The organism is Shinella sp. R2-11, from assembly GCF_055330205.1.
This window is the reverse complement of sequence record NZ_JBVAPC010000004.1, coordinates 361,729-386,993: the sequence shown is the minus strand read 5'-3', so window position 1 is coordinate 386,993 and position 25,265 is coordinate 361,729. Positions and strand designations below refer to the sequence as shown.

Here is a 25,265-nt window from a genome sequence, read left to right as displayed (position 1 = left end):
GGCGGGGGCGGGATGCGCGAGCGGCGCCTCACATAAGGCGAAAATCCGCGCCATGTCATGCAAAAAGCGGATGCCGGCCGCCATAACAGGGTCGCATTCCCAAAGACAACACAGTATAGATGCGCGGGTTTCAGGTCAGGCGCACGCGCACGTGCGCGTAAACGAGTGAAGCGCTCGCGCGCGAAAACGGGAAAGATGAAATGACGAACGTCGTGGTGATCGGATCGCAATGGGGTGACGAAGGCAAGGGCAAGATTGTCGACTGGCTTTCCGAACGCGCCGATATCGTGGTGCGCTTCCAGGGCGGTCACAATGCCGGCCATACGCTCGTCATCGACGGCACCAGCTACAAGCTTTCGCTGCTGCCTTCCGGCGTCGTGCGTCCGGGTAAGATGGCCGTCATCGGCAACGGCGTCGTGGTCGACCCGCACGCGCTGATCGCCGAGATCGACAAGCTGGAAAAGCAGGGCGTCAAGATTTCGCCGGAGAACCTGCGCATCGCCGACAACGCCACGCTGATCCTCTCGCTGCACCGCGAGCTCGACGGCATCCGCGAGGACGCCGCCTCCAAGTCCAATTCGGGCGTCAAGATCGGCACGACCCGCCGCGGCATCGGCCCGGCCTATGAGGACAAGGTCGGCCGTAGAGCCATCCGCGTCATGGACCTTGCCGATCCCGAGACGCTTTCCGGCAAGGTCGAGCGCCTGCTGACCCACCACAACGCGCTGCGCCGCGGCCTCGGCGAGAGCGAAGTGGCGCATGAGACCATCATGCAGGAGCTGACCTCGGTCGCCGACCGCGTCCTGCCCTACCGCGAGACGATCTGGCTGATGCTCGACAAGGAGCGCCGCCGCGGCGCGCGCATCCTCTTCGAAGGCGCGCAGGGCTCGCTGCTCGACATCGACCACGGCACCTATCCCTTCGTCACCTCGTCCAACACGGTTGCCGGCCAGGCCGCCGCCGGTTCGGGCATGGGCCCGGGCTCGCTCGGCTACATCCTCGGCATCACCAAGGCCTATACGACCCGCGTCGGCGAAGGCCCGTTCCCGACGGAGCTTACCGACGAGATCGGCCAGTTCCTCGGCGAGAAGGGCCATGAATTCGGCACGGTGACGGGCCGCAAGCGCCGCTGCGGCTGGTTCGACGCCGCGCTGGTGCGCCAGTCGGTCGCCACCAACGGCATCACCGGCATCGCGCTCACCAAGCTCGACGTCCTGGACGGCCTCGACGAGCTGAAGATCTGCGTCGGCTACAAGCTGGACGGCCAGGAGATCGACCACCTGCCGGCAAGCCAGGGCCAGCAGGCCCGCGTCGAGCCGATCTATGTCACGCTCGAAGGCTGGAAGGAATCGACGGTCGGCGCGCGCAGCTGGGCGGACCTGCCGGCCCAGGCGATCAAGTATGTCCGCCAGGTCGAGGAGCTGATCGGCGCGCCGGTCGCCCTGCTTTCGACAAGCCCGGAGCGGGACGACACCATACTTGTGACCGACCCGTTTGAGGACTAATCTCAAGCTCAACACCAGTTCCGTGACCTATTCCAATAGGATAGCACGCGAACACGACGGAAAGTTCTGATGGCGGATTTTGTAGCAGTCATTCGAAGGGCCGTGGATGGCCTCTCGGACAACAATGCCGAGATGCGGCAGAAGGTTTACGAGAAAGCCCGCGGCGCGGTCCGCCGGCAGCTCGAATCCATGAACCCGCGCCCTTCCGATGAACTCATGAAGCGCCAGCTCGACAAGCTGGAAGCGGCGATCACGGACGTCGAGGGCGATCATGCCGAGGCGCTTCCGGCCGATGAGCCCGCTTTCGAACCCGTCGAGGAACCCGTTGCAGCCGTGCCGGTGGCGGAAGAACCCGCCGTCGTCGCGCAGCCGGAAGAAGAGCCTGTCACAGCCGCCGAGCCGGAGCCTTACGAGGAGCCGGCCGCCGTCGAGCATCATGCGGAAGAGCTGCCGGCCGAAGAGCCCGTCGCTTACGAACCTGTCGCTCATGAACCCATTGCTCATGAACCGGTGGCCGAAGAGCCGGTTGCCGAGGAGCCCGTCGCCGTCAGCGAGCCGGACGTCGAGCCTGAGCCCGAACCCGTCGTCGAGGAGCAGATCGTTCATCACGAGCCGGTCGCCGTCGCCGCCCATGTCGAGCCGTCCTGGCAGGCGGAGGCCGAGCCGACGCAGGACTACGTTCCCTCCTGGCACGAGCCCGAGCATGACGTGACCGCCGAGGCGGGGGCCGAGACGGTGGAGGTCGTCGAGCCCGAGCCGGTCGCCTATCCCGTTCACGACGTGCAGGCGCCGGAGGCCGATCCGCTGGCGGAAGCCCGCATGCCGGCCGCCGAGGCCGCATGGGACTGGAACGAGGCGGCCACCACCGCGACCGTCGCCGAGAACCACGACCAGCCCGCCGTCGAGCCCGATCCGCTCGCCTGGGAATGGCCGGAGGAAAAGGCCGTCCCGGCGGAAGCCCAGCCGGCCGACACCGCGAAGAAGAGCGATTGGGACGACCTCGACGACCTGATGGGCTTTCCGGCCAAGACGGAACCGTCCGTCACGGCAACGCCCCCGGCCTTCGACGACGGCCTTGCGGGGATCACTTCGACCGCAGCGGCGACAGCAGGCGCCGAGACGGCCCGTGCGCCGCAGCGTTCGTTCCGCGCCGAGCCGCGCAAGTCGCGCTTCGGCCTCGGCGCGCTTGCCGCCACCGTCGCATTCCTGGCGATCGTCGGCGGTGCCGGCGCGGCCTACTGGTTCAACCGCGATACGGTGAACGGCTGGGTCAACGAGAAGATCGCCTCCTTCACCGCCCTGGCGGAAAAGACGCCCGCGGAGACGAAGCCGGCCACCGACACGGCGGATGGCGCACGCGACCTGCCGGCGAACACCACGCCTTCCACCCAGCAGACGGGCGATAATAATGCCGCCGGCACCACGGCGAACACCGAGGTCGCTTCCGCAGCGCAGAATGCCAGCGGCAAGTTCACCCAGCGCCTGATGGCGGACGGCTCGGAGGTCGACAACGGCCCGGCGCCGGCGCTCGACGGTAACGGGGCCGAAGAGGGCAAGTCCGTCGCGGCCCAGTCCACGGAAACCGCTTCGGCCGAGAACGACGGCAATGCCGGCGTGGCCGCGGGCACGGAAACGGCGCAGCAGACCCCGGCCAACGGTGCGGCGACGACGACCGGCGAACAAACCCCGGCTGCGACCGGCGAGCAGCCGGCCGCGGGCGTGTCGCAGAAGATGTTCCTTTACGAGGAGCGTCTCGGCCAGACCTCGCCGACGGCCATCGAAGGCACGGTCGCCTGGTCGAGCGCCGAGGAATCGCCGGGCGGCGATGCCAAGCCCGAGCCGGTGGTGCGCGCGCAGATCAACGTGCCCTCGAAGGGCCTGACGGCGCTCATCACCTTCCGCCGCAATGCGGACAAGTCGCTGCCGGCGAGCCATATCGTCGAGCTGGTCTTCTCGCTGCCGGAGAATTTCGAGGGCGGCGGCATCGAGAGCGTGCAGCGCGTGGCGATGAAGCGGACCGAGCAGGATCGCGGCGACGCGCTCATCGCGGTGCCCGCCAAGATCACCGACGACTTCCACATGATCGCGCTCAACGACTTCCCCGAGGCGATCGCCAAGAACACGGAACTCATGCGCACGCGCGCGTGGATCGATATCCCGATCACCTACCGCAACGGCCGCCGCGCGCTGCTGACGCTCGACAAGGGCGCGGCCGGCACGGAAGCCTTCGACAAGGTGATGAAGGCCTGGGCCGCGGCCGGCAGCGCCGGCGCCGGCCAGTAAGGTCCGCCCGACACGCAAAAGAAAGGCCCGGCATCGCTGCCGGGCCTTTTTCATGTCGGATACCGTTCGCCTTATGCGTCTTCGATGACGCGGACGGCACGGGCCTGTTCGGCCGCGTATTTCTGCACGGCTTCCTGCACCTTCTCGAAGGCGCGCACCTCGATCTGGCGCACGCGCTCGCGGCTGATGTCGAACTCGCTGGAAAGCTCTTCCAGCGTGACCGGGTCCTCGGCGAGGCGGCGGGCCTCGAAGATGCGGCGCTCGCGATCGTTGAGGACGCTCATCGCGCGGGCCAGCATGGCGCGGCGCGTTTCCAGCTCGTCCTGCTCGATCAGGGTCTGTTCCTGGCTGTCGTGGTCGTCGACGAGCCAGTCCTGCCACTGGCCGCTGTCGCCTTCGGACGCCTTGATGGGCGCGTTCAGCGAGGCGTCGCCGGACAGGCGGCGGTTCATCGAGACGACTTCGTCCTCGGAGACCTTGAGCTTGGTCGCGATTTCCTTCACCTGGTCGGGGCGCAGGTCGCCATCGTCGATGGCCTGGATCTTGCCCTTCATGCGGCGCAGGTTGAAGAACAGGCGCTTCTGGTTGGCGGTCGTGCCCATCTTCACCAGCGACCAGGACCGCAGGATATATTCCTGGATCGAGGCCTTGATCCACCACATGGCATAGGTCGCGAGGCGGAAGCCGCGTTCCGGGTCGAATTTCTTGACGGCCTGCATCAGGCCGACATTGCCCTCGGAAACGACTTCGCCGATCGGCAGGCCGTAGCCGCGATACCCCATGGCGATCTTGGCCACGAGGCGAAGGTGGCTCGTGACGAGCTGATGGGCGGCGTTGCGGTCGCCGTGCTCCTGGTAACGCTTGGCGAGCATGTATTCCTGCTGCGGCTCAAGCATCGGAAACTTGCGGATTTCATCGAGATAGCGGTTGAGACCACCTTCTCCGGCCGTGATAGACGGCAGCGTATTGCGGGCCATTCAGCACCCCTTTCTGAGACGGCTTCCATTCCGGCAAGCCTTGGTACGGAGCTTGATCCCGAGACCGGATCCCCGTCAGCGACCATGCTCCCCGTGGGTCATGGCGACCCCACTGATCCTACAGATAGGTATGGCGAAACAATGATTCAAGATTGCGCGCGCCTTCACGGCTGCGTGAAGACGGCGACGGAAAGGAATTTGCGACACATCCCCAAGATGGGGTCCGCCGCCCGCAAATCAAGGGGTTTACGCCTCTTCCATGCTGCGCAAGGCGTCGATCAGCCGTTCCATGTCCGCCGGCGGGGGCGCCTCGAAATGCATGGTCTCGCCGGTCGAGGGATGCTCGAACTGGAGGAGGAAGGCATGCAGTGCCTGGCGGCGGAAGCCGTTGACGATCTTTCGCGCCTCGTCCGGCAGGCGGTTCGCCTTGGTGCGGAAGGCAGCGCCATATTCGGGATCGCCGATCAGCGGATGGCCGATATGGGCCATGTGCACGCGGATCTGGTGCGTGCGGCCGGTCTCCAGATGGCACTCGACCAGCGAGGCGAGGCTCGTGCCGTCCTCGGTCTCGCCGTAGCGTTCCACCACCTCGTAATGGGTGATCGCCTCGCGGGCGTCGTCCGCGTCCTCGCGCTTGACGGCGCGCTTGGTGCGGTCGGCGCCGCGGCCGAGCGGGGCGTCGATCGTGCCCTTGATCTGGCGCGGGCGGCCCCAGACGATGGCCTGGTAGGCGCGCTCCAGCGGGCCGGTGCGACCGTGGTCGGCGAACTGGTCGGAGAGATGGCGGTGGGCCGCGTCGTTCTTGGCGACGACCATGACGCCGCTCGTTTCCTTGTCCAGCCGGTGCACGATGCCGGGGCGGCGCACGCCGCCGATGCCGGAAAGGCTCGCCCCGCAATGGTGGATGAGGGCGTTGACCAGCGTGCCCGTCCAGTTGCCGACGGCGGGGTGCACGACGAGGCCGGCCGGCTTGACGAGCACGATCAGGTCGTCGTCCTCGTAGAGCACGTCGAGCGGGATGTCCTCGCCCTTCGGCTCGGGATCGCGCGGGGCGGGCATGGTGAACTCGATCACGTCGCCGGGATGCACCTTGCGCTTCGGCTCGGTCATCGCCACGCCGTTGACGATGGCGGCGCCTTCCTCGATCAGCGCCTTGATGCGGCTGCGCGAATAGTCGCCGGCGAGCGTGGCGGCCAGCCATGCGTCGATGCGTCCTTCGGCATCTTCCGGCGCGGTCAGGACTTTTCTTGTGGCCTCGGCTTCTTTAAAGGGGTCGGTCATCGTTTCACTTATGCTGATTGCCGGAAGGGCGCCCGACATGTCCAATATCGAAAACGACGATCAGGAAGACAAGCCGCTCGACCCGGTCATGGAGAATGTGCGCCGCAAGATGATGCGCCTGCAACTCGTTTCGGGCGGCATCATGCTTCTGATGTTCATGGCGGTGCTCGCAGCCATTGTCTATAAGATCAGCAACCGGGATGGCAAGCCGGAAGCGGTGGCAACTTCGGGCGGCCTTTCGGTGCCGAGCGATGCGCCGGTCAAGGCGACCGCGACGCTGCCGGCCGGTTTCGCCGTTTCGGCCGTGTCGCAGTCGGCCGGGCAGATCCTGTTCTACGGCGCGATGGCCGATGGCGCGCGCAAGGCCTTCCTCTTCGACATCGCCGCCGGCCGCGTCGTCGCCGAAATCGACATTGCGGGCAACTGACCCGGCATGGCCGCCGCGCCGATCCGCATCGACGATCCCGGCGATCCGCGCATTGCCGGCTTCATCTCGATCCGCGAGCGGGACCTGACGGGCCGCGACGGGCTTTTCATTGCCGAAGGCACCGTGGTGCTGCGCATGCTCGGGCAGGGCGCGGCGGAAGGCAACGGCTTTGCGTCGGAAGCCATCCTGCTTCTCGAAAACCGGCTGGCCGGGCTTGGCGAGGTGCTCGACGCCTTTCCCGAAAGCGTGCCGGTCTATGTCGCCGCGCAGCCGGTCTTCGATGCGATCGCCGGTTTCAACATGCATCGCGGTGTGCTGGCGCTCGGCCGCAAGCCGGCGGCGGACATCGGCGCCTCGCTGCTCGGCCGGCTGCCGGCGGCGAGCCTCGTCCTGGCCGGCTGCGGCCTTTCCAACCATGACAATGTCGGCTCGATCTTCCGCAACGCCGCCGCCTTCGGGGCGGATGCGGTCTTCCTCGACGAGACGTCCTGCGATCCGCTCTACCGCAAGGCGATTCGCGTCTCGGTCGGCTCCGTGCTGACGGTGCCCTTCGCGCGCGGCCTTGCCGCCGAGACCATGCTGCGCGGGCTTTCCGAGGCGGGCTTCGAGATCTGGGGGCTTTCGCCGCGCGGCGAGGTAGCCGTGGCCGCCATCCCGGCCGCGCGCCGGATCGCGCTCGTCCTCGGGACGGAAGGCGAGGGGCTGCCGGCGAGCATCCTCTCCTCGTTCCGCACCGCCCGCATCCCGCAACGCCCCGGCCTCGACAGCCTCAATGTCGCGACGGCGAGCGGCATCGCGCTCTACCAGATCGCCCTGACGATGGGCCGGGTGAGCTAGAGCATTTCCGCTTTTCTTCGAATCGCGAAAACGCTCCAACTCTTTATTTTTGCGCAATCCCGGACGCAAAACCGCTTCGCACTTTTGCTGGAATTGCTTCAAGCGGGACGATAGGTCAGCCGGATCACATTCTCGCCGATGCGGTCGCTCGCCACGAGGCGCAGCGGCGGGCGCGGGCCGGCGAAGAACGGCTTGCCGTGGCCGACCACGACGGGGTGGAGATATAGCCGGTACTCGTCGATGAGGCCGAGGTCGGTCAGGCTTTTCGCCAGTTCGGGTCCGGCAACCTCGATCTCGCCATCGAGACCGGCCTTCAGTTGCCGTATCGGCGCTTCGATGTCTTCGGCAAGAAGCGTGGCGTTCGGGCCGACGGATTTGAGCGAGCGCGACACGACCCATTTCGGTCGGCTGCGCCATGCCGCCGCATAGTCGCGTTCCGCCGCGTCCCATTCCGGGCGATCGTCGTCCCAGTAGCGCATCACCTCGTACATCCGGGGCCGTACAGCATGCCGGCGAGGCCGCGCACATCGTCGATGAAATGACGGAAGAGCGCCGGCTCGGGCACGAATAGCCGTCCAGGGACTGGTTCAGAGCGAATACGAGCTTCGCCATGCCGCGGGTCTCCTCCAGGGCGCTCGAAGGGCGTGGGGGAATGTTACGCAGAAATGACGCCGGCTACAATCCGCCGCTGTCTTGCGGGGCCGGGCTCGGTTCCCGACCCAAAGCGTGCGCGGTCAGGTCTCGTCGTGGCCCATGCGCTCGCGCGCCCGGCGGGCGAGGCTCTGGTCGTCGCCTTCGAGATCGGGCTCGATGGTCGCGATGAGGTCATGGACGGGGGAGCTTGCGCCTTCGCGCGTGGCCGTCAGCACGATCATCTTGCTGGCGAGGTCGGCCATCTCCTCGCGCAGCGCCGCATCGTTCGCATCGGTCCTGGCCGCCAGCAGGCGCTCGGTGAGCGCGGTGCTCTGGTTGCGGGCATCCTCCTCCAGCGCGACGATGTCGATCGGCGGCACGGGCTGCACCTTCTCGGCGCGGCGGTTCGAAATGCGGCTTGCCGCGATGCTGCGGGAAAGGCCGGTGGCGCGGCCGGCCTTCGCCACTTCCTTGCTTTCTGCCGTCAAAGTCTTCACCTTCTCGCGCAGGCGGTTGATCTCCGCGATGCGCCGCTCGATCGCATTGTCCTTGTCGGCGCTGCCGGCCAGTTCCCGCGTCAATTTCGTCTCCAGCTGGCGGGCGCGGCCTTCCTCGCGTGAAAGGCGGATTTCGAGCGCCTTCGCCTTCTCGATGGAGGCCTTGATATCCTCGCGCAGCTTGTCGCGCTCGTCCCTGAGATTGCCGATGCGGCTCTGCAGGTTCTCCATCACCGTATCGCGCGTGGCAAGGTCGATCTTCATGTTGTCGATGTCGGCGCGCAGGCGGCCGATCGTGCCTTCGAGCTTTTCGATATCCGCCGCACGCGCGCGAATCTCGCGGTCGGCGCCGACGAGCGCGTTTCTCAACTGCTCGCTCTTCATCTCCTCGCGCCGGAGCGCCGAGCGCCTGTCGCCGGCCTCGATGTTCATGTCGGCGATCTGGGCGTGAAGTTCGGCATTCTCCGTGCTGATCTTGCCGGCCTCGGCCATCAGCTTCTCGCTGCGGACCATTTCCAGCGTGTGCTTCTCGCGCGCGCGGCGGACGTCCTGGGCAAGGCGCGCGTTTTCGGCGGCGAAGGCGGCGCGCGCCATGTCCTTCTGCGCGCGCACTTCCTGCGGGCTGAGCGGCATGGTGGCCAGCATGCGCTGTTCGGTGAACCTGACGATGCGCTTCTGGATCGCCGGGGCGACGAGAAGGCCGGCCAGCGTGGCGGCGAGAAAGCCGAGTGCGAAGAGGAGGGCGTACTCGATCACGGATCCACTCGTTCCAAACATGGCCCAAAACGGGTCTCGAACGAGCGCACTATAGCGGCTCGTTCGAGCTTGCACAGGGGGCGGTCCTGCGAAATCGGCCTGCTTTTGCCTGACGGACGAGGCGCCGGCTTCATTCGCGTCAGAAAGGATTCCAGGTGGGCTGGCGGGTCAGCTTCAGATAGCCGGCATTGACGCCGAGCCGGGCGCCGACGCCGGTGCGGATCGGCACGAGCACGATATCGCGGTTGACGTTCACCTGCATGCCGAGGCCGGCAATAATATAGGCCGAGCCGGAGACGCCGCCGAAGCGGTCGTAGAGCGAATCGACATTCGGCAGGTTGTAGACGAGCATCATGGTGCGGCTGCCCTGGCCGCCCCAGTCGAGGCCGAGCGAGGGGCCCTGCCAGAAGACGGAATGCTGGCCGGCATTCTTGGTGTTGAGCGTGCCCTCGCCATAGGTCAGGCCGGCGACGAAGGCGCCGGAGCCTTCCTGGCCGAGAATGTAACCGTTCGGCAGGCCGTAGGATTCGAAGGCGCGTTCCACCAGCTTGGCAAGGCCGCCGGAGGTCTCGCCGAAGAAGCTGTGACCGGCGTCGACGATCTCCTGCATGGAATACTGGTTGCTCTGCTGCGCAGCCGCCGGAAGCGCAAGGAAAAGGGTCATGCACACCGCCGCGGCGAGCCCCAGTGCCTTCGTCAACAGATGTGAAATAGCCATGTCCGTTCGCCTTCCTTCATGTCCCGGCCCCGTTCCATGCAGCAATTTGACCCGATGATCTTAACAATCGGTTTACCAAATGTGGTGTCATTATGGCTGTCTTGAAATCGAGCACGCCTCGCGCAATTCCGGCGTGCTATGCGTCGCGCGGAATGTCCCCGCGTGCGCCCGCAATGGGCGGCCCGCGATGAACGAATGCGTGGATCTGGGAGAAATTTATGGCGAAAAATCCGAACCTTACGCTGACCGGTCCCGATCTGGCAGCGCTTCTGTGCAGCCGCGTCTGCCATGATGTCATCTCGCCCGTCGGGGCGATCAACAACGGTCTGGAACTGCTCGACGAGGGCGGCGCCGACGTCGAGGCGATGGAGCTCATCCGCGCCAGCGCCCTCAACGCCTCCGTGCGCCTGAAGTTCGCGCGCCTTGCCTTCGGCGCGTCCGGCTCGGTCGGCGCCTCGATCGATACGGGCGAGGCGGAAAAGGCGGCCCGCGACTTCGCGGCGGCCGAGAAGAAGACGGAGATCACCTGGACGGGGCCGCGCGCCATCGTCGCGAAGAACCGGGTGAAGCTGCTGCTCAACCTGTTCCTCATCGCCTATGGTGCGATCCCGCGCGGCGGCTCGATCGACGTGACGCTGGAAAACCCGGAATTCGACGCGGTATTCAAGCTCGCCGTGAAGGGCCGCATGCTGCGCGTGCCGCCGAAGTTCATGGAGATCCTTTCCGGCACGCCGGAAGAGGCGGTCGACGCGCATTCCATCCAGCCCTACTACACGGTGCTGCTCGCCGATGAGGCGGGGATGGAGCTCGACGTGACGGTGCATCCCGAAGAGATCGTCTTCTCCGCCCGCACGGTTGCGGCATCGGAATGATTAGCGGGCGGTCACGGTCCGTTAACCATGGCCGCTAACGCTTTGTTTGCCAGGCGCCGTTAGAGTTGCATCCTGTATCGTTCCCGCTCTGCGAGCGGGAGACCTAGGAGCAGCCAAATGCAGCGGTTGATGATCGCCGACGGTTCCGATGTCGTCCGCAAGGTCGGCAAGCGTATTCTTTCCGGTTTCGATTTCCTCGTGCTGGAAGCCTCGAGCTCGCTTGAGGCGCTGGTGCGCTGCGAGGCCGACCTGCCTAATATCCTGATCGTCGATTCCACCATGGACGGCGCGCTCGAGCTGATCGGCAACGTGCGCAACCTGCCGCAGGGCAAGTCTGTACGCATCTATTATTGCGTGGTCGAGGCCGATCTCAAGAAGATGATGATGGGCAAGCGCGCCGGCGCCGACGACTTCCTGCTGAAGCCGTTCGACCGCAAGATCCTGACCCAGGTCTTCGGCAATCTTTCGATCGCCGCCTGAGGAGATCGCTCATAGCCAAATGAAAGGCGGCCGCTCCAAAGGAGCCGGCCGCTTTTTTGTGTCCGTGCCGGTAGAATCCGGCAATCCACGCAAAAGAAAACCCGCCGACGAGCGGCGGGTCTGATGCGGGAGCGGGGAGGGCGCTATCAGGCGCTTTCGAGATAGTCGCCGCCGTCGGGCTCGCGCAGCACATAGCCGCGGCCCCAGACCGTCTCGATATAGTTCGCGCCGCCGGCGGCGTTGGCCAGCTTCTTGCGCAGCTTGCAGATGAAGACGTCGATGATCTTCAGTTCCGGCTCGTCCATGCCGCCATAAAGGTGGTTGAGGAACATTTCCTTGGTGAGCGTGGTGCCCTTGCGCAGCGAGAGCAGCTCGAGCATCTGGTATTCCTTGCCCGTCAGGTGCACGCGCTGGCCGCCGACTTCGACGGTCTTGGCGTCGAGGTTGACGATGAGCTCGCCCGTCGAGATAACCGACTGGGCATGGCCCTTGGAGCGGCGCACGATGGCGTGGATACGGGCGACGAGCTCGTCCTTGTGGAAGGGCTTCGTCATGTAGTCGTCGGCGCCGAAGCCGAGGCCGCGCACCTTGTCCTCGATGCCGGCCATGCCGGAGAGGATGAGGATCGGCGTCTTGACCTTGGACAGGCGCAGCGTGCGCAGGACCTCGTAACCCGACATGTCGGGGAGGTTCAGGTCGAGCAGGATGATGTCGTAATCGTACAACTTGCCCAGATCGACACCTTCCTCGCCGAGGTCGGTGGTATACACATTAAAACTTTCGGACTTCAGCATCAGCTCGATGCTCTGCGCTGTCGCGCTATCGTCCTCAATGAGTAGAACCCGCATATCTGTCCCCTTTTCCGCCGCTCAAGGTACCTGGCCCCCTACGCGATACGGATCCAGTCGTTGCCTGATTTGGAGGCTGCCACGAAATGGTTAACAAATCCTGATTCACTTTGGCAAGAGTGTATCGGTCTGTTAATTATTTTAGGCAGGCTCCTGATTTCACACATGAATCAGAAATGTGTCTCTTAAACACAATATTTAAGAAAACACGTTAACCGACTCTTTCGACTCATCAATGTGGCCACCTCGTTTTTCGCGAACCGCATTTACTGAGCCTTAAATCATCATCGCTATGATTAACGATGCCCGTAAACGAAAGGTTACCAGCGGTAGGATTTCATTAATCTCGCTGAATTTTTTTACGGTTCGGCAGGGTTTGCCGGTTACGGGTTATCGTGACGGTCGGCGGTGCGCGGTGGAATGCCGCGCTTTCCAAAGGCCGGATTGGAATGCCGAGTGGAGGTCCGCCAGCGTTTTCGGCGGCGTCCGCTCCAATGCCGGGGTCTCGCTATCCACGGGAGTATTGCGTATGAAGTCGCGTGAGAGCCTAGTTCGCCTGAAGGAATTTCAGGTGAAAGACAAGAGACGGCAGCTGGCACAGCTTCAGTTGATGATGTCCGAATTCGAACGGATGTCGAAGGAACTGGAAAGCCAGATCGCCATCGAAGAGAAGAAATCCGGGATCACCGATCCGGGTCACTTCGCTTATCCCACCTTTGCAAAGGCGGCGCGGCAACGCTCCGACAATCTTCAGGTCTCCATCCGGGAACTGAAGGTGCAGCAGGATGCGGCCGAGCTGGCGCTGGAAGAGGCGGAGGCGGAATTCGCCAAGGCTTCGGCGCTGGAAGAGCGCGACAACGCGGTCCGGATGCGCGCCTGATTTAAGGTGCCATCCTGAAGAACCCTCGCGAGCGGCCGCAAGACCGCTCACGAGGGCTCTTCGCGTTTTTTTGGACGCGCCCGACATGTGCGGCGCGTGAAAACTGCCGCCTTGACGTTTCAGAGATTGACGACGTCGTGCCATTCCTTGTGGCGCATGGCCTGCGCCCGGAAGAACGGGCAGAGCGGCATGATCTTCCAGCCGCCCTTGCGGGCCTCTTCCACGGCATGGGCCGCCAGCGCCTGGCCGACGCCCTTGCCGCGCAACGCATCCGGCACGCCGGTATGGTCGATGATGACGAGCTGCGGGGAGGCGCGGGAATAGGTCATTTCCCCCTCGTGCCCCTCGATGACCGTGTAGTAGCGGCCCTTCGTGCCGCTGTCTTCGTGCAGGATATCCATGATGCTCTCCTCGCTGTCGTTGCGCTGGAGGCATCCTTTCCTGTCGCGCGCGATCCCGCAAGCAGCGCGGCTGTGAACAGTGCGTGCTCTGTCGAGGCAGGGCGCTCCGCCCCGGAGGGCGGGCTTTCCGCAAAAGCATTGCGGCCGCATGAAGCGGCCGCAGGGTCTTGATCTAAAACGGAATGGTCTAGTGGCGGTACTGCTGGATGCGCGTGGTGCGCAGGCCGGCAAGGCCGTGGTCGTTGATGGAGGACTGCCAGGACAGGAATTCTTCGACCGTCAGCGTATAGCGTTCGCAGGCTTCTTCGAGGCTGAGAAGGCCACCGCGCACGGCGGCGACGACTTCGGCCTTCCGGCGAATCACCCAGCGCCGCGTGTTGGCCGGCGGCAGATCGGCGATCGTCAGGGGGCTGCCATCGGGGCCGATGACGTATTTAACGCGGGGTCGTATCAGATCGGTCATTGGACTCTCTACATAAACTCAAGACCATATGTGAGGGACTCTAGCCTGCCACATTTAAGAATTGCCTAAGCGCATGCTAACAATTTTCTAATCTTTTGAGCGGCTTCGCCGGCACGGCAGCGACGCGGAAAGGCCTGCCTTCCCTTACGTCCGGCGATTTTCGCTCTCCTTCGCCTGCATGGGAGCCATGCAAATATTCCGTTTCCATTTTACTTAAATACTGCTATCAGGCCGCAAAATTCGGGGCGGCGTCGGGTTGATGCCATCGGAAGCCCCCAGGATGCATCCAAATGAATTGCCACTCCAAGCTGTTCCTTCACGGGATACGGCTTTTGCGGCGTTTTTTCTTTTTCGCCTGTCGAGCGGGATGCGCCTGAAATTTTCCGGACCGGGAATGCACAGGAAACCCGGCGTCCACGCGCCGGTTGTTGGAAACGGAAAATGAGAGACCCAGACAACATGCTCGCGCAGCAGGGCCGGTCGCCAGAGTTCCTCTCCTCGGCCAATATCGAGGCGGTGCAGACCGAATACGAGGTTCTGCACCTCATGCGCCAGTGCGCCGGCCATTTCGGCTTCAGCCATTTCATGGTCGCGCGCTTCCCGGCGAACGATCAGCAGCGGTTCGCCGAGCGCCTGCTCGTCAGCAACTGGCCGGCGGAGCTCGTGCGCAAATACGACGCGATGAGCCTCTTCCATGTCAGCCGGCTGGCGGTCGATACCGGCATGACCAAGCTGCCGGTGCAGGGCGACAGCGCGCTCATGGCGCCGGCCGACTGGGAAAACGCGCAGGCCGGTGAAGCGATCGCGCTCGCCGAGAGCCATGGCCTTTCCGCCTCGACGGCCTTCCTCCTGCATTCGACGACCGCCGATCCCTACCTGATGGTGTTTTCGGGAACGCGCGCGCCGCTCGCCCGGCCGGAGCTGGCGGAGCTGCATTTCGCCGCCCTCCAGCTTTTCGAATGCCTGGAAAAGACCTTCGTCGCCGTGACGGCCGGGCGGGAGAAGCTCTCCAGCCGCGAGGTCGAGTGCCTGCGCTGGGCGGCGGCGGGCAAGAGCAGCGATGAGATCGCCATCATCCTCGGCATCTCGGTCTATACGGTGAGCAGCTATTTCAAGAGCGCGACGCGCAAGCTGCAGGCCGTCAACCGCATGCAGGCCATCGCCATCGCCCTGCGCCTCCGGCTCATCTGACATTCGGTCAGCGCCGGGGGAGGAGGAGCTTTCCGGCCTTCTCTTGCCCTCGATGCGGCAAGTTTCTATATGTCGCCCGAAAGGCGTTCCGCGGATCGCGGGATGCCGCAACGGCCGGTTTCGGCCCCAATTCAAAGGTGCAGGACGGCAGCCTTGGCGCGGCCGGCACCGGAACGGACCTCGCGTGAACAGTCTCGATTTCGATCGCAAGCCGGAAGATACGCGCGTCGTCGTCGCCATGTCGGGCGGCGTCGACAGTTCGGTGGTGGCCGGCATCCTGAAACGTGAAGGCTACGACGTTCTCGGCATCACCCTGCAGCTCTACGATCACGGGGCGGCGGTGCACCGGGCGGGCTCGTGCTGCGCCGGCCAGGACATCGACGACGCGCGCCGCGTCTGCGAAACGCTCGGCATTCCGCATTACGTGCTCGATTATGAAAAGCGCTTCCGCGAGACGGTGATCAATCCCTTCGCCGAAAGCTATGTCGCGGGCGAAACGCCGATCCCGTGCGTCGCCTGCAACCAGACCGTAAAATTCGCCGATCTCCTCGCCACCGCGAGGGAACTCGGCGCCGACGCGCTGGCGACCGGCCATTACATCCGCTCGCGCCCCAATCCGGCGCCGGACGCGCCGGGGCGCCGCGCGCTCTATCGCCCCGTCGATGCCGAGCGCGACCAGAGCTATTTCCTCTTCGCCACGACGCAGGAGCAGATCGATTACCTGCGCTTCCCGCTCGGCCATCTTTCCAAGGCCGAAACGCGGGCGCTGGCCGAGGAGATGGGCCTCGTCGTCGCCAAGAAGGCGGACAGCCAGGACATCTGCTTCGTGCCGCAGGGCAAGTATTCCGATATCGTCAACAAGCTGAAGCCGAATGCGGCGCTTGCCGGCGACATCGTGCATATCGACGGCCGCGTGCTCGGCCGGCACGAGGGTATCCTGCACTATACGATCGGCCAGCGCCGCGGCATCGGCATCGCCACGGGCGAGCCGCTCTATGTCGTCTATCTCGACGCCCGCTCGCGCCGCGTCATCGTCGGCCCCAAGGAAGCGCTGGAAACGCGCCGCCTCTACCTGCGCGACATCAACTGGCTCGGCGACGGCGACCTCACAGCCGTCGCGGCCGCCGGCTTTGACTGCTACGCCAAGGTGCGCTCCACGCGTCCGCCGCGCCCGGCCCGCCTCCAGGCGAACGAGGGCGGCATCTATGTCGAGCTTGCCGAAGGCGAGCCGGGCGTCGCGCCCGGCCAGGCCTGCGCGCTCTATTCCGGCGAGGGCGAGGACGCCCGCATCTACGGCGGTGGCTTCATCCTGCGTTCCGAGCGCGAGGCAGACGCCGAGGACGCCCTGAAGCGCATTCTTTCCACCCCGGTCGCGGCCTGAAAAGCCGCGACCGCCAAAGCCCTTGCGGACAAAGCGAATTTTCTCAAAACCTCGCTTGACACCCGCGGGAAGCCCGCCTTATAAGCCGCGCACCGGACGGAAACGGACATCGCTCTCGATCGTCCCTTCGGGCGGCGGAGTAGCTCAGTAGGTTAGAGCAGAGGAATCATAATCCTTGTGTCGGGGGTTCGAATCCCTCCTCCGCTACCATTCTTTTTCCCGCAATTGAATTGAACGCAACGCGCGGCCTTCTACCGCTTCGCATTGCGTGCGATGTGCTGTTCGAATGCCTTGCCGAAACTGGCGAGGAAATCGCGCGTTCCGTCGTTGGTGAGGTTCCCCGCGTCGTCGAACAGGCTGCCGGTGCCGCCGATATAGGCTTCCGGCTGTTCCAGAACGGGCATGTTCAGGAAGCAGAGCGACTGGCGCAGGTGATGGTTGGCGCCGAAGCCGCCGATGGCGCCGATCGAGGTCGAGATGATCGCTGCCGGCTTGCCCATCAGGGCGCCCTGTCCATAGGGCCGCGAGGCGACGTCGATCGCATTCTTCAGAACGCCGGGCACCGAGCGGTTGTATTCGGCGGTGACGAAGAGGATGGCGTCGGCGGCCGCGACGCGCTCGCGCAGCGCGGTCCAGTCGGCCGGCGGCGTCGCTTCGAGATCCTGGTTGAAGTAGGAAACCGAGCCGATGTCGAGAAATTCGAATTTCAGGCCGGGGGTGAGGGAAACGAGCGCCTTGGCGACTTTGCGGCTGAACGACTCCTTGCGGAGGCTGCCGACGAGGATTGCAACGGTGGTCATGGGAAACTCCAGGCTACGTGGCGCGCCGATCCTCGCTCCTCGGGCGGGAAAACTCAATATCGAAGATGAAGCTTTTATTGGCTGAGGCCGTGGGCCGGGGAATCAGGCCCGGCGCGGCGCCGCCGTCTCGCGCCGGAAGGCGGCGGGGCTTCTGGCGGTCCATTTCCGGAAGGCGCGGTGGAAGGCGCTGGGTTCGGAAAAGCCGAGGCGGGTCGCGATCTCGCCGACCCCGAGCGTCGTCGCCTGGAGCATCTCGATGGCGAGGTCCCGGCGGATCTCGTCCCTGATGGCGGCGTAGTTCTGGCCTTCCGCGGCGAGGCGGTGCCTGAGGGTCGAGGGCGACATGCGCATCTGCGCGGCGAGATCGTCGAAAGCGTTCCAGGCGGTCGGCGGCATCTCGCGCAGGCGCTTGCGGACGCCGGCGGCAAGGCCGGCATCGTAGCGGTAGCGCACGAGGATGTTGGCCGGGGCGTTGCGCAGGAACTGTTTCAGCGCCTGCTCGCTTCGCGCGACGGGCAGTTTCAGCATGGCAGCGTCGAAGGCGAGGCGGCTCACCGGCTGGGAAAAGCGCACGGGTGCGCCGAAGAAGAGCCGGTAGTCCGCGCCGTGCTCCGGCTCGGCGCAGCGGAAATCGACCATCCGCAGCGGAATGCGGCGCCCGATCAGCCAGCAGGTGATGCCGTGCAGCAGGATCCAGTAGGTCCGGTAGGCGAAGGCGGAGCGCGGCCCCTGCCTGTCCGCAAGGACGATCTGGGCCAGACCGTCGGCGATTTCGAGACGGCCTTCCGGGTTCTCCAGCACGACATTGAGGAAGCGCAGCGCGCGCCGCAGTGCCTGGTCGAGGGTCCGGGCATGCAGGATGCAATGGCAGAGGAGGGTGAAGCTGCCGCGCCGCATCGGCCTTGCGGCCATGCCGAAGAATTCGTCGTCCATCTCCGCGGCGATGGCGAGCCAGAGGGCGCCGTAGCTTTCGGCGGAGATCGGCACCCCGATGCGGGGCGGCAGGCCGGCGGCGGCCAGCACCTTCTCCGGCGCCTTGCCCTGCCGTTTCAGGCAGTCGATGGCCTCCTCCACGAAGAAGGGCGATATCATCCGCCGTCCGGTATCCGTCATCGTCATGTCCCGCGGGATATGGTAAAACTGGCCGATCGTTCGAGACGCTTCGGTCATCGCATGCAATATCGCGCCGGCATAAAATAGGAAAGACGGAGGGCAGGGCGCCCTGCCGGCGGATACGGCACCGGGAGGGCCGCAGTCGGCCGGATCGCACGGAACTCGAATGCGCTGAGGGAGAGCAGCCATGTTGATCCGCGGAAAGACCTTTGTCGTCACCGGCGGCGGTTCGGGCCTCGGCGCGGCGGTGGCGCGCATGCTGGTGGGCGAGGGCGCGCATGTCGTGATCGCCGACATCAATGTCGATGCCGGCCGTGGTATCGTCGGCGAGTTGGGGACCGGCGCAGCCTTCATCCAGACCGACGTGACGCAGGAGACGGACGGCCAGGCCGCCGTCGATCTGGCGCTGGAGCGTTTCGGCCATCTTCACGGGCTGGTCAATTGCGCGGGCGTCGCGCCCGGCGAGAAGGTGCTCGGCCGCGACGGGCCGCACCGGCTCGACAGCTTTGCCCGCACCGTCGGCATCAACCTCATCGGCACCTTCAACATGACGCGGCTCGCGGCGGCCGCCATCGCGAAGGAAGAGCCTGAGGCGGACGGCGAGCGGGGGATCGTTATCAACACGGCCTCGGTCGCGGCCTTCGACGGCCAGATCGGGCAGGCGGCCTATGCGGCCTCCAAGGGCGGGGTTGCCGCCATGACGCTGCCGGTCGCCCGCGAGCTGGCCCGCCACGGCATCCGCGTCGTCTCCATCGCGCCGGGCATTTTCCAGACGCCGATGATGGCCGGCATGCCGCAGGAGGTGCAGGATTCGCTCGGGCGGAGCGTGCCTTTTCCGCCGCGTCTCGGCAAGCCGGTGGAATTTGCCGCACTGGTGCGCCACATCTGTGAGAACGTCATGCTGAATGGCGAGGTCATCCGCCTCGACGGCGCGTTGCGCATGGCGCCGCGCTGAGGGAGTTTCGATATGATGCAGGATCCCATCGTCATCGTCGGTTCGGCCCGCACCCCGATGGGCGGCTTCCAGGGCGACCTCGGGCATGCCACCGCGCCGGAGCTCGGCGCGGCCGCGATCCGCGCGGCGCTGGAGCGGAGCGGCGTCGCCCCCGATGCCGTGGAGGAGACGGTGTTCGGCTGCGTGCTGCCGGCCGGGCAGGGGCAGGCGCCCGCGCGGCAGGCCGCCATCGGCGCGGGCCTGCCTTTCTCGGCCGGGGCGACGACGGTCAACAAGATGTGCGGCTCGGGCATGAAGGCGGTGATGCTGGCGCATGACCTCATCGCTGCCGGCAGTGCCTCGGTCGCCGTGGCAGGCGGCATGGAGAGCATGACCAATGCGCCTTACCTGCTCGACCGCGCCCGCGGCGGCTACCGGCTCGGCCATGGCCGCGTCATCGACCACATGTTCCTCGACGGCCTCGAAGACGCCTATGACAAGGGGCGCCTGATGGGCACCTTCGCCGAGGATTGCGCCGAGGCCTACCAGTTCACCCGCCCGGCGCAGGACGACTACGCCGTCACCTCCCTGACCCGCGCCCGCAGCGCCATCGAGACGGGTGCATTCGACGCCGAGATCGTTCCCGTCACCGTGAAGGCCGGCCGGTCCGAGGCTGTCGTCAGCCGCGACGAGCAGCCCGGCAAGGCCAGGCTGGAGAAGATCCCGACGCTGAAGCCGGCCTTCCGCGAAAACGGCACGGTGACGGCGGCCAATGCCTCCTCGATCTCCGACGGCGCGGCCGCGCTGGTGCTGATGCGCCGCTCCCGGGCCGAGCGCGAGGGGCTGACGCCGCTCGCCACCATCGTCGGCCACGCGACGCATGCGCAGGCGCCAAACCTCTTCGCGACCGCGCCGATCGGGGCGCTGCGAAGGCTAAGCGAGCGCACCGGCTGGGACCTTGGGGATGTCGACCTCTTCGAGATCAACGAGGCCTTCGCCGTCGTCGCCATGGCGGCGATGCGCGACCTCGACCTGCCGCATGACAAGGTCAACGTTCACGGCGGCGCCTGCGCGCTCGGCCATCCCATCGGCGCATCGGGCGCGCGCGTGCTCGTCACGCTGCTTGCGGCGCTGGAACGCTACGATCTGCGGCGCGGCATGGCGACGCTCTGCATCGGCGGCGGCGAGGCGACGGCGGTGGCCATCGAGCGGCACTGAGCGGTTTGGGGAGGAGGCCGGACCATGATCCTGACGGAACAGCAGACCCAGATCCGCGACATGGCCCGCGATTTCGCCCGCGAGCGGCTGGCGCCGGGCGCGGCGGAGCGTGACGCGGAGAGCCGCTTTCCCCGCGCGGAGCTGAAGGAGATGGGCGAGCTCGGCTTCCTCGGCATGCTCGTGCCGGAGGCCTATGGCGGCTCGGAGACGGGCACGGTCGCCTATGCCGTGGCGCTGGAGGAGATCGCCAGCGGCGACGGGCCGTGCTCGACCATCATGAGCGTGCACAGCTCCGTCGGCTGCGTGCCGATCCTGAAATACGGCAGCGATGAACAGAAACAGCGCTTCCTGCCGAAGCTTGCGAGCGGCGAATGGATCGGCGGCTTCGCGCTCACCGAGCCGCAGGCCGGCTCCGACGCCTCCAACCTCAGGACCCGCGCCCGCCGCGATGGCGACCATTACGTCATCGACGGCGCCAAGCAGTTCATCACCTCGGGCAAGAACGGCGATGTCATTATCGTCTTCGCCGTCACCGATCCCGATGCCGGCAAGAAGGGCATTTCCGCCTTCATCGTGCCGACCGATACGCCCGGCTACGAGGTCGTGCGGGTGGAGCAAAAGCTCGGCCTCCATTCCTCCGATACCTGCCAGATCGCCTTCAACGCCATGCGCGTTCCCGCCGGAAACCGGCTCGGCGCGGAGGGGGAGGGCTATAGGATCGCTCTTTCGAACCTCGAAGGCGGGCGCATCGGCATTGCCGCGCAGTCCGTCGGCATGGCGCGGGCGGCCTTCGAGGCGGCGCGTGACTATGCCCGCGAGCGCACGGCCTTCGGCGCGCCGATCATCGACCACCAGGCCGTCGCCTTCCGGCTCGCCGACATGGCGACGCAGATCGAGGTGGCGCGCCAGATGGTGCTGCATGCCGCCGGGCTGAAGGAGGCGGGCCAGCCCTGCCTCACCGAAGCGTCGATGGCCAAGCTGTTCGCCTCGGAAATGGCCGAACGGGTCTGCTCCGATGCGATCCAGGTCCATGGCGGCTACGGTTACATGGCGGATTATCCGGTCGAGCGCATCTATCGCGACGTCCGCATCTGCCAGATCTACGAGGGCACGAGCGACGTGCAGCGCATCGTCATCGCGCGCAATCTTTGAGGCCGGGACCGTGCCCGTCGCAGGGAGGCGGCGGGGCAGTCCGCAAGGGAGGAATGACAGGACATGAACGAGGTTGCGCATCTGAGCCTTCACGTTCCCGAGCCGGCGGTCCGGCCCGGCGGCCAGCCGGATTTCTCCAACGTCAAGATCGCCAAGGCCGGCGCGGTGCCGCGCCCGGCGGTGGACGTGGCGCCGGAGGAGATCCGCGATCTCGCCTATTCCATCATCCGCGTGCTCAATCGCGACGGCGAGGCGGTCGGCCCCTGGGCCGGGCTGCTTGCCGACGAGGAGCTGCTGGCGGGCCTGCGCAACATGATGAAGCTGCGCGCCTTCGACGCGCGCATGCTGATGGCGCAGCGGCAGGGCAAGACCTCCTTCTACATGCAGCATCTCGGCGAGGAGGCGGTGAGCTGCGCCTTCCGCAAGGCGCTCGCCAAGGGCGACATGAACTTCCCGACCTACCGGCAGGCGGGCCTCCTCATCGCCGACGACTATCCGATGGTCGAGATGATGAACCAGATCTATTCGAACGAGGCGGACCCCCTGCGCGGCCGGCAATTGCCGATCATGTATTCGTCGAAGGCGCATGGCTTCTTCACCATCTCCGGCAACCTTGCCACGCAATATGTGCAGGCCGTCGGCTGGGCCATGGCGTCCGCCATCCGCAACGACACGAAGATCGCCGCCGCTTGGATCGGCGACGGCTCGACGGCCGAATCCGATTTCCACTCCGCCCTCGTCTTCGCCTCAACCTACAAGGCGCCGGTCATCCTCAACATCGTCAACAACCAGTGGGCCATCTCGACCTTCCAGGGCATCGCCCGCGGCGGCTCGGGCACGTTCGCCGCCCGCGGCCTCGGCTTCGGCATCCCGGCACTGCGCGTCGACGGCAACGACTACCTCGCCGTCCATGCCGTCGCGAAATGGGCGGCGGAGCGGGCGCGGCGCAATCTCGGGCCGACGCTGATCGAATATGTCACCTACCGCGTCGGCGCCCATTCCACCTCGGACGATCCGAGCGCCTACCGCCCGAAGACCGAATCCGAGGCCTGGCCGCTCGGCGATCCGGTGCTGCGGCTGAAGAAGCACCTCGGCCTGCGCGGTGTCTGGTCGGAGGAGCGCCATGCGCAGGCGGAGGCCGAGATCCTCGACGAGGTGATCCAGGCGCAGAAGCAGGCCGAAAGCCACGGCACGCTGCATGCGGGCGGCAAGCCCTCGGTGCGCGACATCTTCGAGGGCGTCTATGCGGAAATGCCCGCCCATATCCGCCGCCAGCGGCAGAAGGCAGGATACTGACATGGCAAGAATGACGATGATCGAGGCGGTGCGCAGCGCCATGGACGTCTCGATGGGACGCGACGACGGGGTCGTCGTCTTCGGCGAGGACGTCGGCTATTTCGGCGGCGTCTTCCGGGCGACGCAGGGGCTGCAGGCCAAGTACGGCAAGACGCGATGCTTCGACGCGCCGATCAACGAATCCGGCATTCTCGGCACGGCCATCGGCATGGCCGCCTATGGGCTGAAGCCCTGCGTCGAGATCCAGTTCGCCGACTACATGTACCCGGCCTACGACCAGATCACCCAGGAGGCTGCGCGCATCCGCTACCGCTCCAACGGCGATTTCACCTGCCCCATCGTCGTGCGCATGCCGACCGGCGGCGGCATCTTCGGCGGCCAGACGCACAGCCAGAGCCCGGAGGCGCTGTTCACCCATGTCTGCGGGCTGAAGGTGATCGTCCCCTCCAATCCCTACGACGCCAAGGGCCTGCTGATCGCGGCCATCGAGGACCCGGACCCGGTGATGTTCCTCGAACCGAAGCGCCTCTACAACGGCCCCTTCGACGGCCATCACGAAAAGCCCGTCACGCCCTGGTCGAAGCACGAGCTCGGCGAGGTGCCGGAGGGGCACTACACGATCCCCATCGGCAAGGCGGAAATCCGCCGGCCGGGCAGCGCGGTCACCGTCGTCGCCTACGGCACGATGGTGCATGTGGCGCTCGCCGCCGCCGAGGAGACGGGGATCGACGCCGAGGTGATCGACCTGCGCAGCCTCCTGCCGCTCGATCTCGACACCATCGTCCAGTCGGTGAAGAAGACCGGCCGCTGCGTCGTCGTGCACGAGGCGACGCTGACCTCCGGCTTCGGCGGCGAGGTCGTTTCGCTGGTTCAGGAACACTGCTTCTACAGCCTCGAAGCGCCGGTGGTGCGCGTGACGGGCTGGGATACGCCCTATCCGCATGCGCAGGAATGGGACTATTTCCCGGGGCCTGCCCGCGTCGGCCGGGCGCTACAGGAAGTGATGGAGGGCTGAGGATGGGCGAGTTCGTCATCAAGATGCCCGATGTGGGCGAGGGCGTGGCCGAGGCCGAGCTTGTGGAATGGCACGTCAAGCCGGGCGATCCGGTGCGCGAGGACATGGTGCTCGCCGCCGTCATGACCGACAAGGCGACGGTGGAGATTCCCTCGCCGGTCGACGGCACCGTGCTCTGGCTCGGCGCCGAGATTGGCGACATCGTCGCCGTCAAGGCGCCGCTGCTGCGCATCGAGGTTGCGGGTGAAGGCGAGGCCGTTGCCGAGGAAACCCCTTCTCCCCCGCGGGGAGAAGGTGCCCGAAGGGCGGATGAGGGGGCCGTGCCGCAAGCTTCGAGGGAGCCGTCCCCGCCGCCGAGCGAGCCACCCCCCTCATCCGGCCCTGCGGGCCACCTTCTCCCCGTGGGGGAGAAGGGGAAAGCCGCGACGCCGGAGACAAAGCCGCTCGCCTCGCCGGCCGTCCGGCTGCGGGCGCAGGAAGCCGGCGTCGATCTGCGGCAGGTGTCGGGCAGCGGCCCGGCCGGCCGCATCACCCATGACGACCTAGACCGGTTCATCGCGCGTGGGGGACAACCCGCCGCCGCGCAGGCCGGGCTTGCCCGCAAGACCGCGACGGAGGAGATCAAGGTCACGGGCCTGCGCCGCCGCATCGCCGAGAAGATGCGCCTTGCAAGCTCCCGCATTCCCCACATCACCTATGTGGAGGAAGTGGACGTCACCGACCTGGAAGACCTGCGCGCCACGATGAATGCCGGCCGCAAGCCCGACCAGCAGAAGCTGACCATCCTGCCCTTCCTGATGCGGGCGCTGGTGAGGACGCTCGCCGAGCAGCCCGGCGTCAACGCCACCTTCGACGACGATGCCGGCATCGTCACGCGTTATGGCGCCGTGCATATCGGCATCGCCACGCAGACGCCCGCCGGCCTGACGGTGCCGGTCGTGCGCCATGCCGAGGCCCGCTCGATCTGGGACAGCGCTGCCGAGCTCGTTCGCCTTGCCGATGCCGCCCGCAACGGCACGGCGGCGCGCGAGGAGCTTTCCGGCTCGACCATCACCATCACCTCGCTCGGCGCGCTCGGCGGCATCGTCACGACGCCGATCATCAACCATCCGGAAGTGGCGATCGTCGGCGTCAACAAGATCATGATGCGGCCCGTCTGGGACGGCACCCAGTTCATTCCGCGCAAGATCATGAACCTGTCGTCGAGCTTCGATCACCGCATCGTCGACGGCTGGGACGCGGCGGTCTTCGTCCAGCGGCTCAAGGCGCTTCTCGAAACCCCCGCGCTGATCTTCATCGAAGGCTGA

General features: G+C 66.0%; 24 protein-coding genes, 1 tRNA gene and 1 pseudogene. 16 read left to right on the top strand and 10 right to left on the bottom strand.

The features are described 5' to 3' along the window. The first annotated feature begins 200 nt into the window (after positions 1-200). Together ACZ1A1_RS13735 and ACZ1A1_RS13730 are read left to right on the top strand one after the other, a co-directional pair. A complete protein-coding gene (locus tag ACZ1A1_RS13735; RefSeq protein WP_313193721.1) occupies positions 201-1,505 on the top strand; it encodes an adenylosuccinate synthase in 1,305 nt (434 codons plus the stop codon). Positions 1,506-1,574: 69 nt separating this feature from the next. After that, complete coding sequence (locus ACZ1A1_RS13730) at positions 1,575-3,788, top strand: hypothetical protein (RefSeq protein WP_463620361.1); 2,214 nt, start codon at positions 1,575-1,577, stop codon at positions 3,786-3,788. A gap of 71 nt (positions 3,789-3,859) precedes the next feature. Here the strand turns inward: ACZ1A1_RS13730 and rpoH are convergent, their stop codons facing one another. Both rpoH and ACZ1A1_RS13720 read right to left on the bottom strand, forming a co-directional pair. Next, positions 3,860-4,765 (bottom strand): RNA polymerase sigma factor RpoH, encoded by a 906-nt coding sequence (rpoH, locus tag ACZ1A1_RS13725; protein WP_119256739.1) that lies wholly within the window; start codon positions 4,763-4,765, stop codon positions 3,860-3,862. 246 nt (positions 4,766-5,011) lie between these two features. After that, positions 5,012-6,046, bottom strand: a complete 1,035-nt coding sequence (locus ACZ1A1_RS13720) for an RluA family pseudouridine synthase (protein ID WP_463620360.1) — start codon at positions 6,044-6,046, stop codon at positions 5,012-5,014. 37 nt (positions 6,047-6,083) lie between these two features. Here ACZ1A1_RS13720 and ACZ1A1_RS13715 point away from each other — a divergent pair, with 37 nt between their 5' ends. Together ACZ1A1_RS13715 and ACZ1A1_RS13710 are read left to right on the top strand one after the other, a co-directional pair. Beyond that, entirely contained in the window at positions 6,084-6,473 is a 390-nt protein-coding gene (locus ACZ1A1_RS13715) for a hypothetical protein (protein WP_119256741.1), read from the top strand. 6 nt (positions 6,474-6,479) lie between these two features. Further along, on the top strand, positions 6,480-7,310 hold the full coding sequence (locus ACZ1A1_RS13710; protein WP_463620359.1) for a TrmH family RNA methyltransferase: 831 nt from the start codon (positions 6,480-6,482) through the stop codon (positions 7,308-7,310). Between the two features lie 98 nt (positions 7,311-7,408). Here the strand turns inward: ACZ1A1_RS13710 and ACZ1A1_RS13705 are convergent. The 3 genes and pseudogenes from ACZ1A1_RS13705 to ACZ1A1_RS13695 all read right to left on the bottom strand — a co-directional run bounded on the left by ACZ1A1_RS13705 (position 7,409) and on the right by ACZ1A1_RS13695 (position 9,914). After that, positions 7,409-7,922, bottom strand: a pseudogene (locus ACZ1A1_RS13705) (dihydrofolate reductase family protein). A gap of 122 nt (positions 7,923-8,044) precedes the next feature. Beyond that, the gene (locus tag ACZ1A1_RS13700; RefSeq protein ID WP_463620358.1) at positions 8,045-9,196 is read right to left on the bottom strand and encodes a hypothetical protein; all 1,152 of its coding nucleotides are present in this window, start codon (positions 9,194-9,196) and stop codon (positions 8,045-8,047) included. A gap of 139 nt (positions 9,197-9,335) precedes the next feature. Beyond that, positions 9,336-9,914 carry a DUF1134 domain-containing protein gene (locus ACZ1A1_RS13695; protein WP_463620357.1) on the bottom strand — a complete coding sequence of 193 codons (579 nt, stop codon included), beginning with the start codon at positions 9,912-9,914 and terminating at the stop codon, positions 9,336-9,338. A gap of 218 nt (positions 9,915-10,132) precedes the next feature. Between ACZ1A1_RS13695 and chpT the strand changes: the two genes are divergently transcribed. Beyond that, positions 10,133-10,786: a histidine phosphotransferase ChpT gene (gene chpT, locus ACZ1A1_RS13690; protein WP_313193715.1), complete on the top strand. Its 654-nt coding sequence runs from the start codon at positions 10,133-10,135 to the stop codon at positions 10,784-10,786. A 117-nt stretch (positions 10,787-10,903) separates the two neighbouring features. Then, the gene (locus tag ACZ1A1_RS13685; protein ID WP_313193714.1) at positions 10,904-11,266 is read left to right on the top strand and encodes a response regulator; all 363 of its coding nucleotides are present in this window, start codon (positions 10,904-10,906) and stop codon (positions 11,264-11,266) included. Between the two features lie 146 nt (positions 11,267-11,412). On the opposite strand, the gene ctrA is transcribed toward ACZ1A1_RS13685, so the two are convergent. Beyond that, positions 11,413-12,114 carry a response regulator transcription factor CtrA gene (gene ctrA, locus ACZ1A1_RS13680; protein WP_313193713.1) on the bottom strand — a complete coding sequence of 234 codons (702 nt, stop codon included), beginning with the start codon at positions 12,112-12,114 and terminating at the stop codon, positions 11,413-11,415. 529 nt (positions 12,115-12,643) lie between these two features. Here ctrA and ACZ1A1_RS13675 point away from each other — a divergent pair. Beyond that, positions 12,644-12,994, top strand: coding sequence for a flagellar export protein FliJ (locus ACZ1A1_RS13675; protein WP_119256749.1), 351 nt, complete (start codon positions 12,644-12,646; stop codon positions 12,992-12,994). A gap of 119 nt (positions 12,995-13,113) precedes the next feature. Here ACZ1A1_RS13675 and ACZ1A1_RS13670 read toward each other — a convergent pair whose 3' ends face one another. Both ACZ1A1_RS13670 and sciP read right to left on the bottom strand, forming a co-directional pair. Continuing rightward, on the bottom strand, positions 13,114-13,395 hold the full coding sequence (locus tag ACZ1A1_RS13670) for a GNAT family N-acetyltransferase (protein ID WP_415213916.1): 282 nt from the start codon (positions 13,393-13,395) through the stop codon (positions 13,114-13,116). A 187-nt stretch (positions 13,396-13,582) separates the two neighbouring features. Then, on the bottom strand, positions 13,583-13,858 hold the full coding sequence (gene sciP / locus ACZ1A1_RS13665; RefSeq protein WP_023515011.1) for a CtrA inhibitor SciP: 276 nt from the start codon (positions 13,856-13,858) through the stop codon (positions 13,583-13,585). A gap of 441 nt (positions 13,859-14,299) precedes the next feature. Between sciP and ACZ1A1_RS13660 the strand changes: the two genes are divergently transcribed. The 3 genes from ACZ1A1_RS13660 to ACZ1A1_RS13650 all read left to right on the top strand — a co-directional run bounded on the left by ACZ1A1_RS13660 (position 14,300) and on the right by ACZ1A1_RS13650 (position 16,640). Next, on the top strand, positions 14,300-15,049 hold the full coding sequence (locus tag ACZ1A1_RS13660; RefSeq protein ID WP_313193711.1) for a helix-turn-helix transcriptional regulator: 750 nt from the start codon (positions 14,300-14,302) through the stop codon (positions 15,047-15,049). Positions 15,050-15,233: 184 nt separating this feature from the next. After that, complete coding sequence (gene mnmA / locus ACZ1A1_RS13655; RefSeq protein WP_463620356.1) at positions 15,234-16,430, top strand: tRNA 2-thiouridine(34) synthase MnmA; 1,197 nt, start codon at positions 15,234-15,236, stop codon at positions 16,428-16,430. Between the two features lie 133 nt (positions 16,431-16,563). Then, positions 16,564-16,640: transfer RNA gene (locus tag ACZ1A1_RS13650), tRNA-Met, on the top strand. A 41-nt stretch (positions 16,641-16,681) separates the two neighbouring features. Here the strand turns inward: ACZ1A1_RS13650 and ACZ1A1_RS13645 are convergent. Both ACZ1A1_RS13645 and ACZ1A1_RS13640 read right to left on the bottom strand, forming a co-directional pair. After that, on the bottom strand, positions 16,682-17,230 hold the full coding sequence (locus ACZ1A1_RS13645; protein ID WP_313193685.1) for an NADPH-dependent FMN reductase: 549 nt from the start codon (positions 17,228-17,230) through the stop codon (positions 16,682-16,684). A 102-nt stretch (positions 17,231-17,332) separates the two neighbouring features. Beyond that, the gene (locus ACZ1A1_RS13640) at positions 17,333-18,343 is read right to left on the bottom strand and encodes an AraC family transcriptional regulator (protein ID WP_463620355.1); all 1,011 of its coding nucleotides are present in this window, start codon (positions 18,341-18,343) and stop codon (positions 17,333-17,335) included. A 187-nt stretch (positions 18,344-18,530) separates the two neighbouring features. Here ACZ1A1_RS13640 and ACZ1A1_RS13635 point away from each other — a divergent pair, with 187 nt between their 5' ends. From ACZ1A1_RS13635 to ACZ1A1_RS13610, 6 genes are all read left to right on the top strand, one after another. Then, complete coding sequence (locus ACZ1A1_RS13635) at positions 18,531-19,298, top strand: 3-hydroxyacyl-CoA dehydrogenase (RefSeq protein ID WP_463620354.1); 768 nt, start codon at positions 18,531-18,533, stop codon at positions 19,296-19,298. Positions 19,299-19,313: 15 nt separating this feature from the next. Then, the gene (locus tag ACZ1A1_RS13630; protein WP_463620422.1) at positions 19,314-20,495 is read left to right on the top strand and encodes an acetyl-CoA C-acyltransferase; all 1,182 of its coding nucleotides are present in this window, start codon (positions 19,314-19,316) and stop codon (positions 20,493-20,495) included. A 24-nt stretch (positions 20,496-20,519) separates the two neighbouring features. After that, entirely contained in the window at positions 20,520-21,647 is a 1,128-nt protein-coding gene (locus ACZ1A1_RS13625) for an acyl-CoA dehydrogenase family protein (protein ID WP_463620353.1), read from the top strand. A gap of 63 nt (positions 21,648-21,710) precedes the next feature. Then, on the top strand, positions 21,711-22,943 hold the full coding sequence (locus ACZ1A1_RS13620) for a thiamine pyrophosphate-dependent enzyme (RefSeq protein WP_463620352.1): 1,233 nt from the start codon (positions 21,711-21,713) through the stop codon (positions 22,941-22,943). A 1-nt stretch (position 22,944) separates the two neighbouring features. Beyond that, complete coding sequence (locus tag ACZ1A1_RS13615; RefSeq protein WP_313193680.1) at positions 22,945-23,958, top strand: alpha-ketoacid dehydrogenase subunit beta; 1,014 nt, start codon at positions 22,945-22,947, stop codon at positions 23,956-23,958. 2 nt (positions 23,959-23,960) lie between these two features. Then, positions 23,961-25,265: a dihydrolipoamide acetyltransferase family protein gene (locus ACZ1A1_RS13610; protein ID WP_463620351.1), complete on the top strand. Its 1,305-nt coding sequence runs from the start codon at positions 23,961-23,963 to the stop codon at positions 25,263-25,265.

Coding starts and splice junctions, on each gene's coding strand:
- ACZ1A1_RS13735 (WP_313193721.1), top strand. CDS start 201: ATGACGAACGTCGTGGTGATCGGATCGCAATGGGGTGACGAAGGCAAG.
- ACZ1A1_RS13730 (WP_463620361.1), top strand. CDS start 1,575: ATGGCGGATTTTGTAGCAGTCATTCGAAGGGCCGTGGATGGCCTCTCG.
- rpoH (WP_119256739.1), bottom strand. CDS start 4,765: ATGGCCCGCAATACGCTGCCGTCTATCACGGCCGGAGAAGGTGGTCTC.
- ACZ1A1_RS13720 (WP_463620360.1), bottom strand. CDS start 6,046: ATGACCGACCCCTTTAAAGAAGCCGAGGCCACAAGAAAAGTCCTGACC.
- ACZ1A1_RS13715 (WP_119256741.1), top strand. CDS start 6,084: ATGTCCAATATCGAAAACGACGATCAGGAAGACAAGCCGCTCGACCCG.
- ACZ1A1_RS13710 (WP_463620359.1), top strand. CDS start 6,480: ATGGCCGCCGCGCCGATCCGCATCGACGATCCCGGCGATCCGCGCATT.
- ACZ1A1_RS13695 (WP_463620357.1), bottom strand. CDS start 9,914: ATGGCTATTTCACATCTGTTGACGAAGGCACTGGGGCTCGCCGCGGCG.
- chpT (WP_313193715.1), top strand. CDS start 10,133: ATGGCGAAAAATCCGAACCTTACGCTGACCGGTCCCGATCTGGCAGCG.
- ACZ1A1_RS13685 (WP_313193714.1), top strand. CDS start 10,904: ATGCAGCGGTTGATGATCGCCGACGGTTCCGATGTCGTCCGCAAGGTC.
- ctrA (WP_313193713.1), bottom strand. CDS start 12,114: ATGCGGGTTCTACTCATTGAGGACGATAGCGCGACAGCGCAGAGCATC.
- ACZ1A1_RS13675 (WP_119256749.1), top strand. CDS start 12,644: ATGAAGTCGCGTGAGAGCCTAGTTCGCCTGAAGGAATTTCAGGTGAAA.
- ACZ1A1_RS13670 (WP_415213916.1), bottom strand. CDS start 13,395: ATGGATATCCTGCACGAAGACAGCGGCACGAAGGGCCGCTACTACACG.
- sciP (WP_023515011.1), bottom strand. CDS start 13,858: ATGACCGATCTGATACGACCCCGCGTTAAATACGTCATCGGCCCCGAT.
- ACZ1A1_RS13660 (WP_313193711.1), top strand. CDS start 14,300: ATGAGAGACCCAGACAACATGCTCGCGCAGCAGGGCCGGTCGCCAGAG.
- ACZ1A1_RS13645 (WP_313193685.1), bottom strand. CDS start 17,230: ATGACCACCGTTGCAATCCTCGTCGGCAGCCTCCGCAAGGAGTCGTTC.
- ACZ1A1_RS13640 (WP_463620355.1), bottom strand. CDS start 18,343: ATGACGGATACCGGACGGCGGATGATATCGCCCTTCTTCGTGGAGGAG.
- ACZ1A1_RS13635 (WP_463620354.1), top strand. CDS start 18,531: ATGTTGATCCGCGGAAAGACCTTTGTCGTCACCGGCGGCGGTTCGGGC.
- ACZ1A1_RS13630 (WP_463620422.1), top strand. CDS start 19,314: ATGCAGGATCCCATCGTCATCGTCGGTTCGGCCCGCACCCCGATGGGC.
- ACZ1A1_RS13625 (WP_463620353.1), top strand. CDS start 20,520: ATGATCCTGACGGAACAGCAGACCCAGATCCGCGACATGGCCCGCGAT.
- ACZ1A1_RS13620 (WP_463620352.1), top strand. CDS start 21,711: ATGAACGAGGTTGCGCATCTGAGCCTTCACGTTCCCGAGCCGGCGGTC.
- ACZ1A1_RS13615 (WP_313193680.1), top strand. CDS start 22,945: ATGGCAAGAATGACGATGATCGAGGCGGTGCGCAGCGCCATGGACGTC.
- ACZ1A1_RS13610 (WP_463620351.1), top strand. CDS start 23,961: ATGGGCGAGTTCGTCATCAAGATGCCCGATGTGGGCGAGGGCGTGGCC.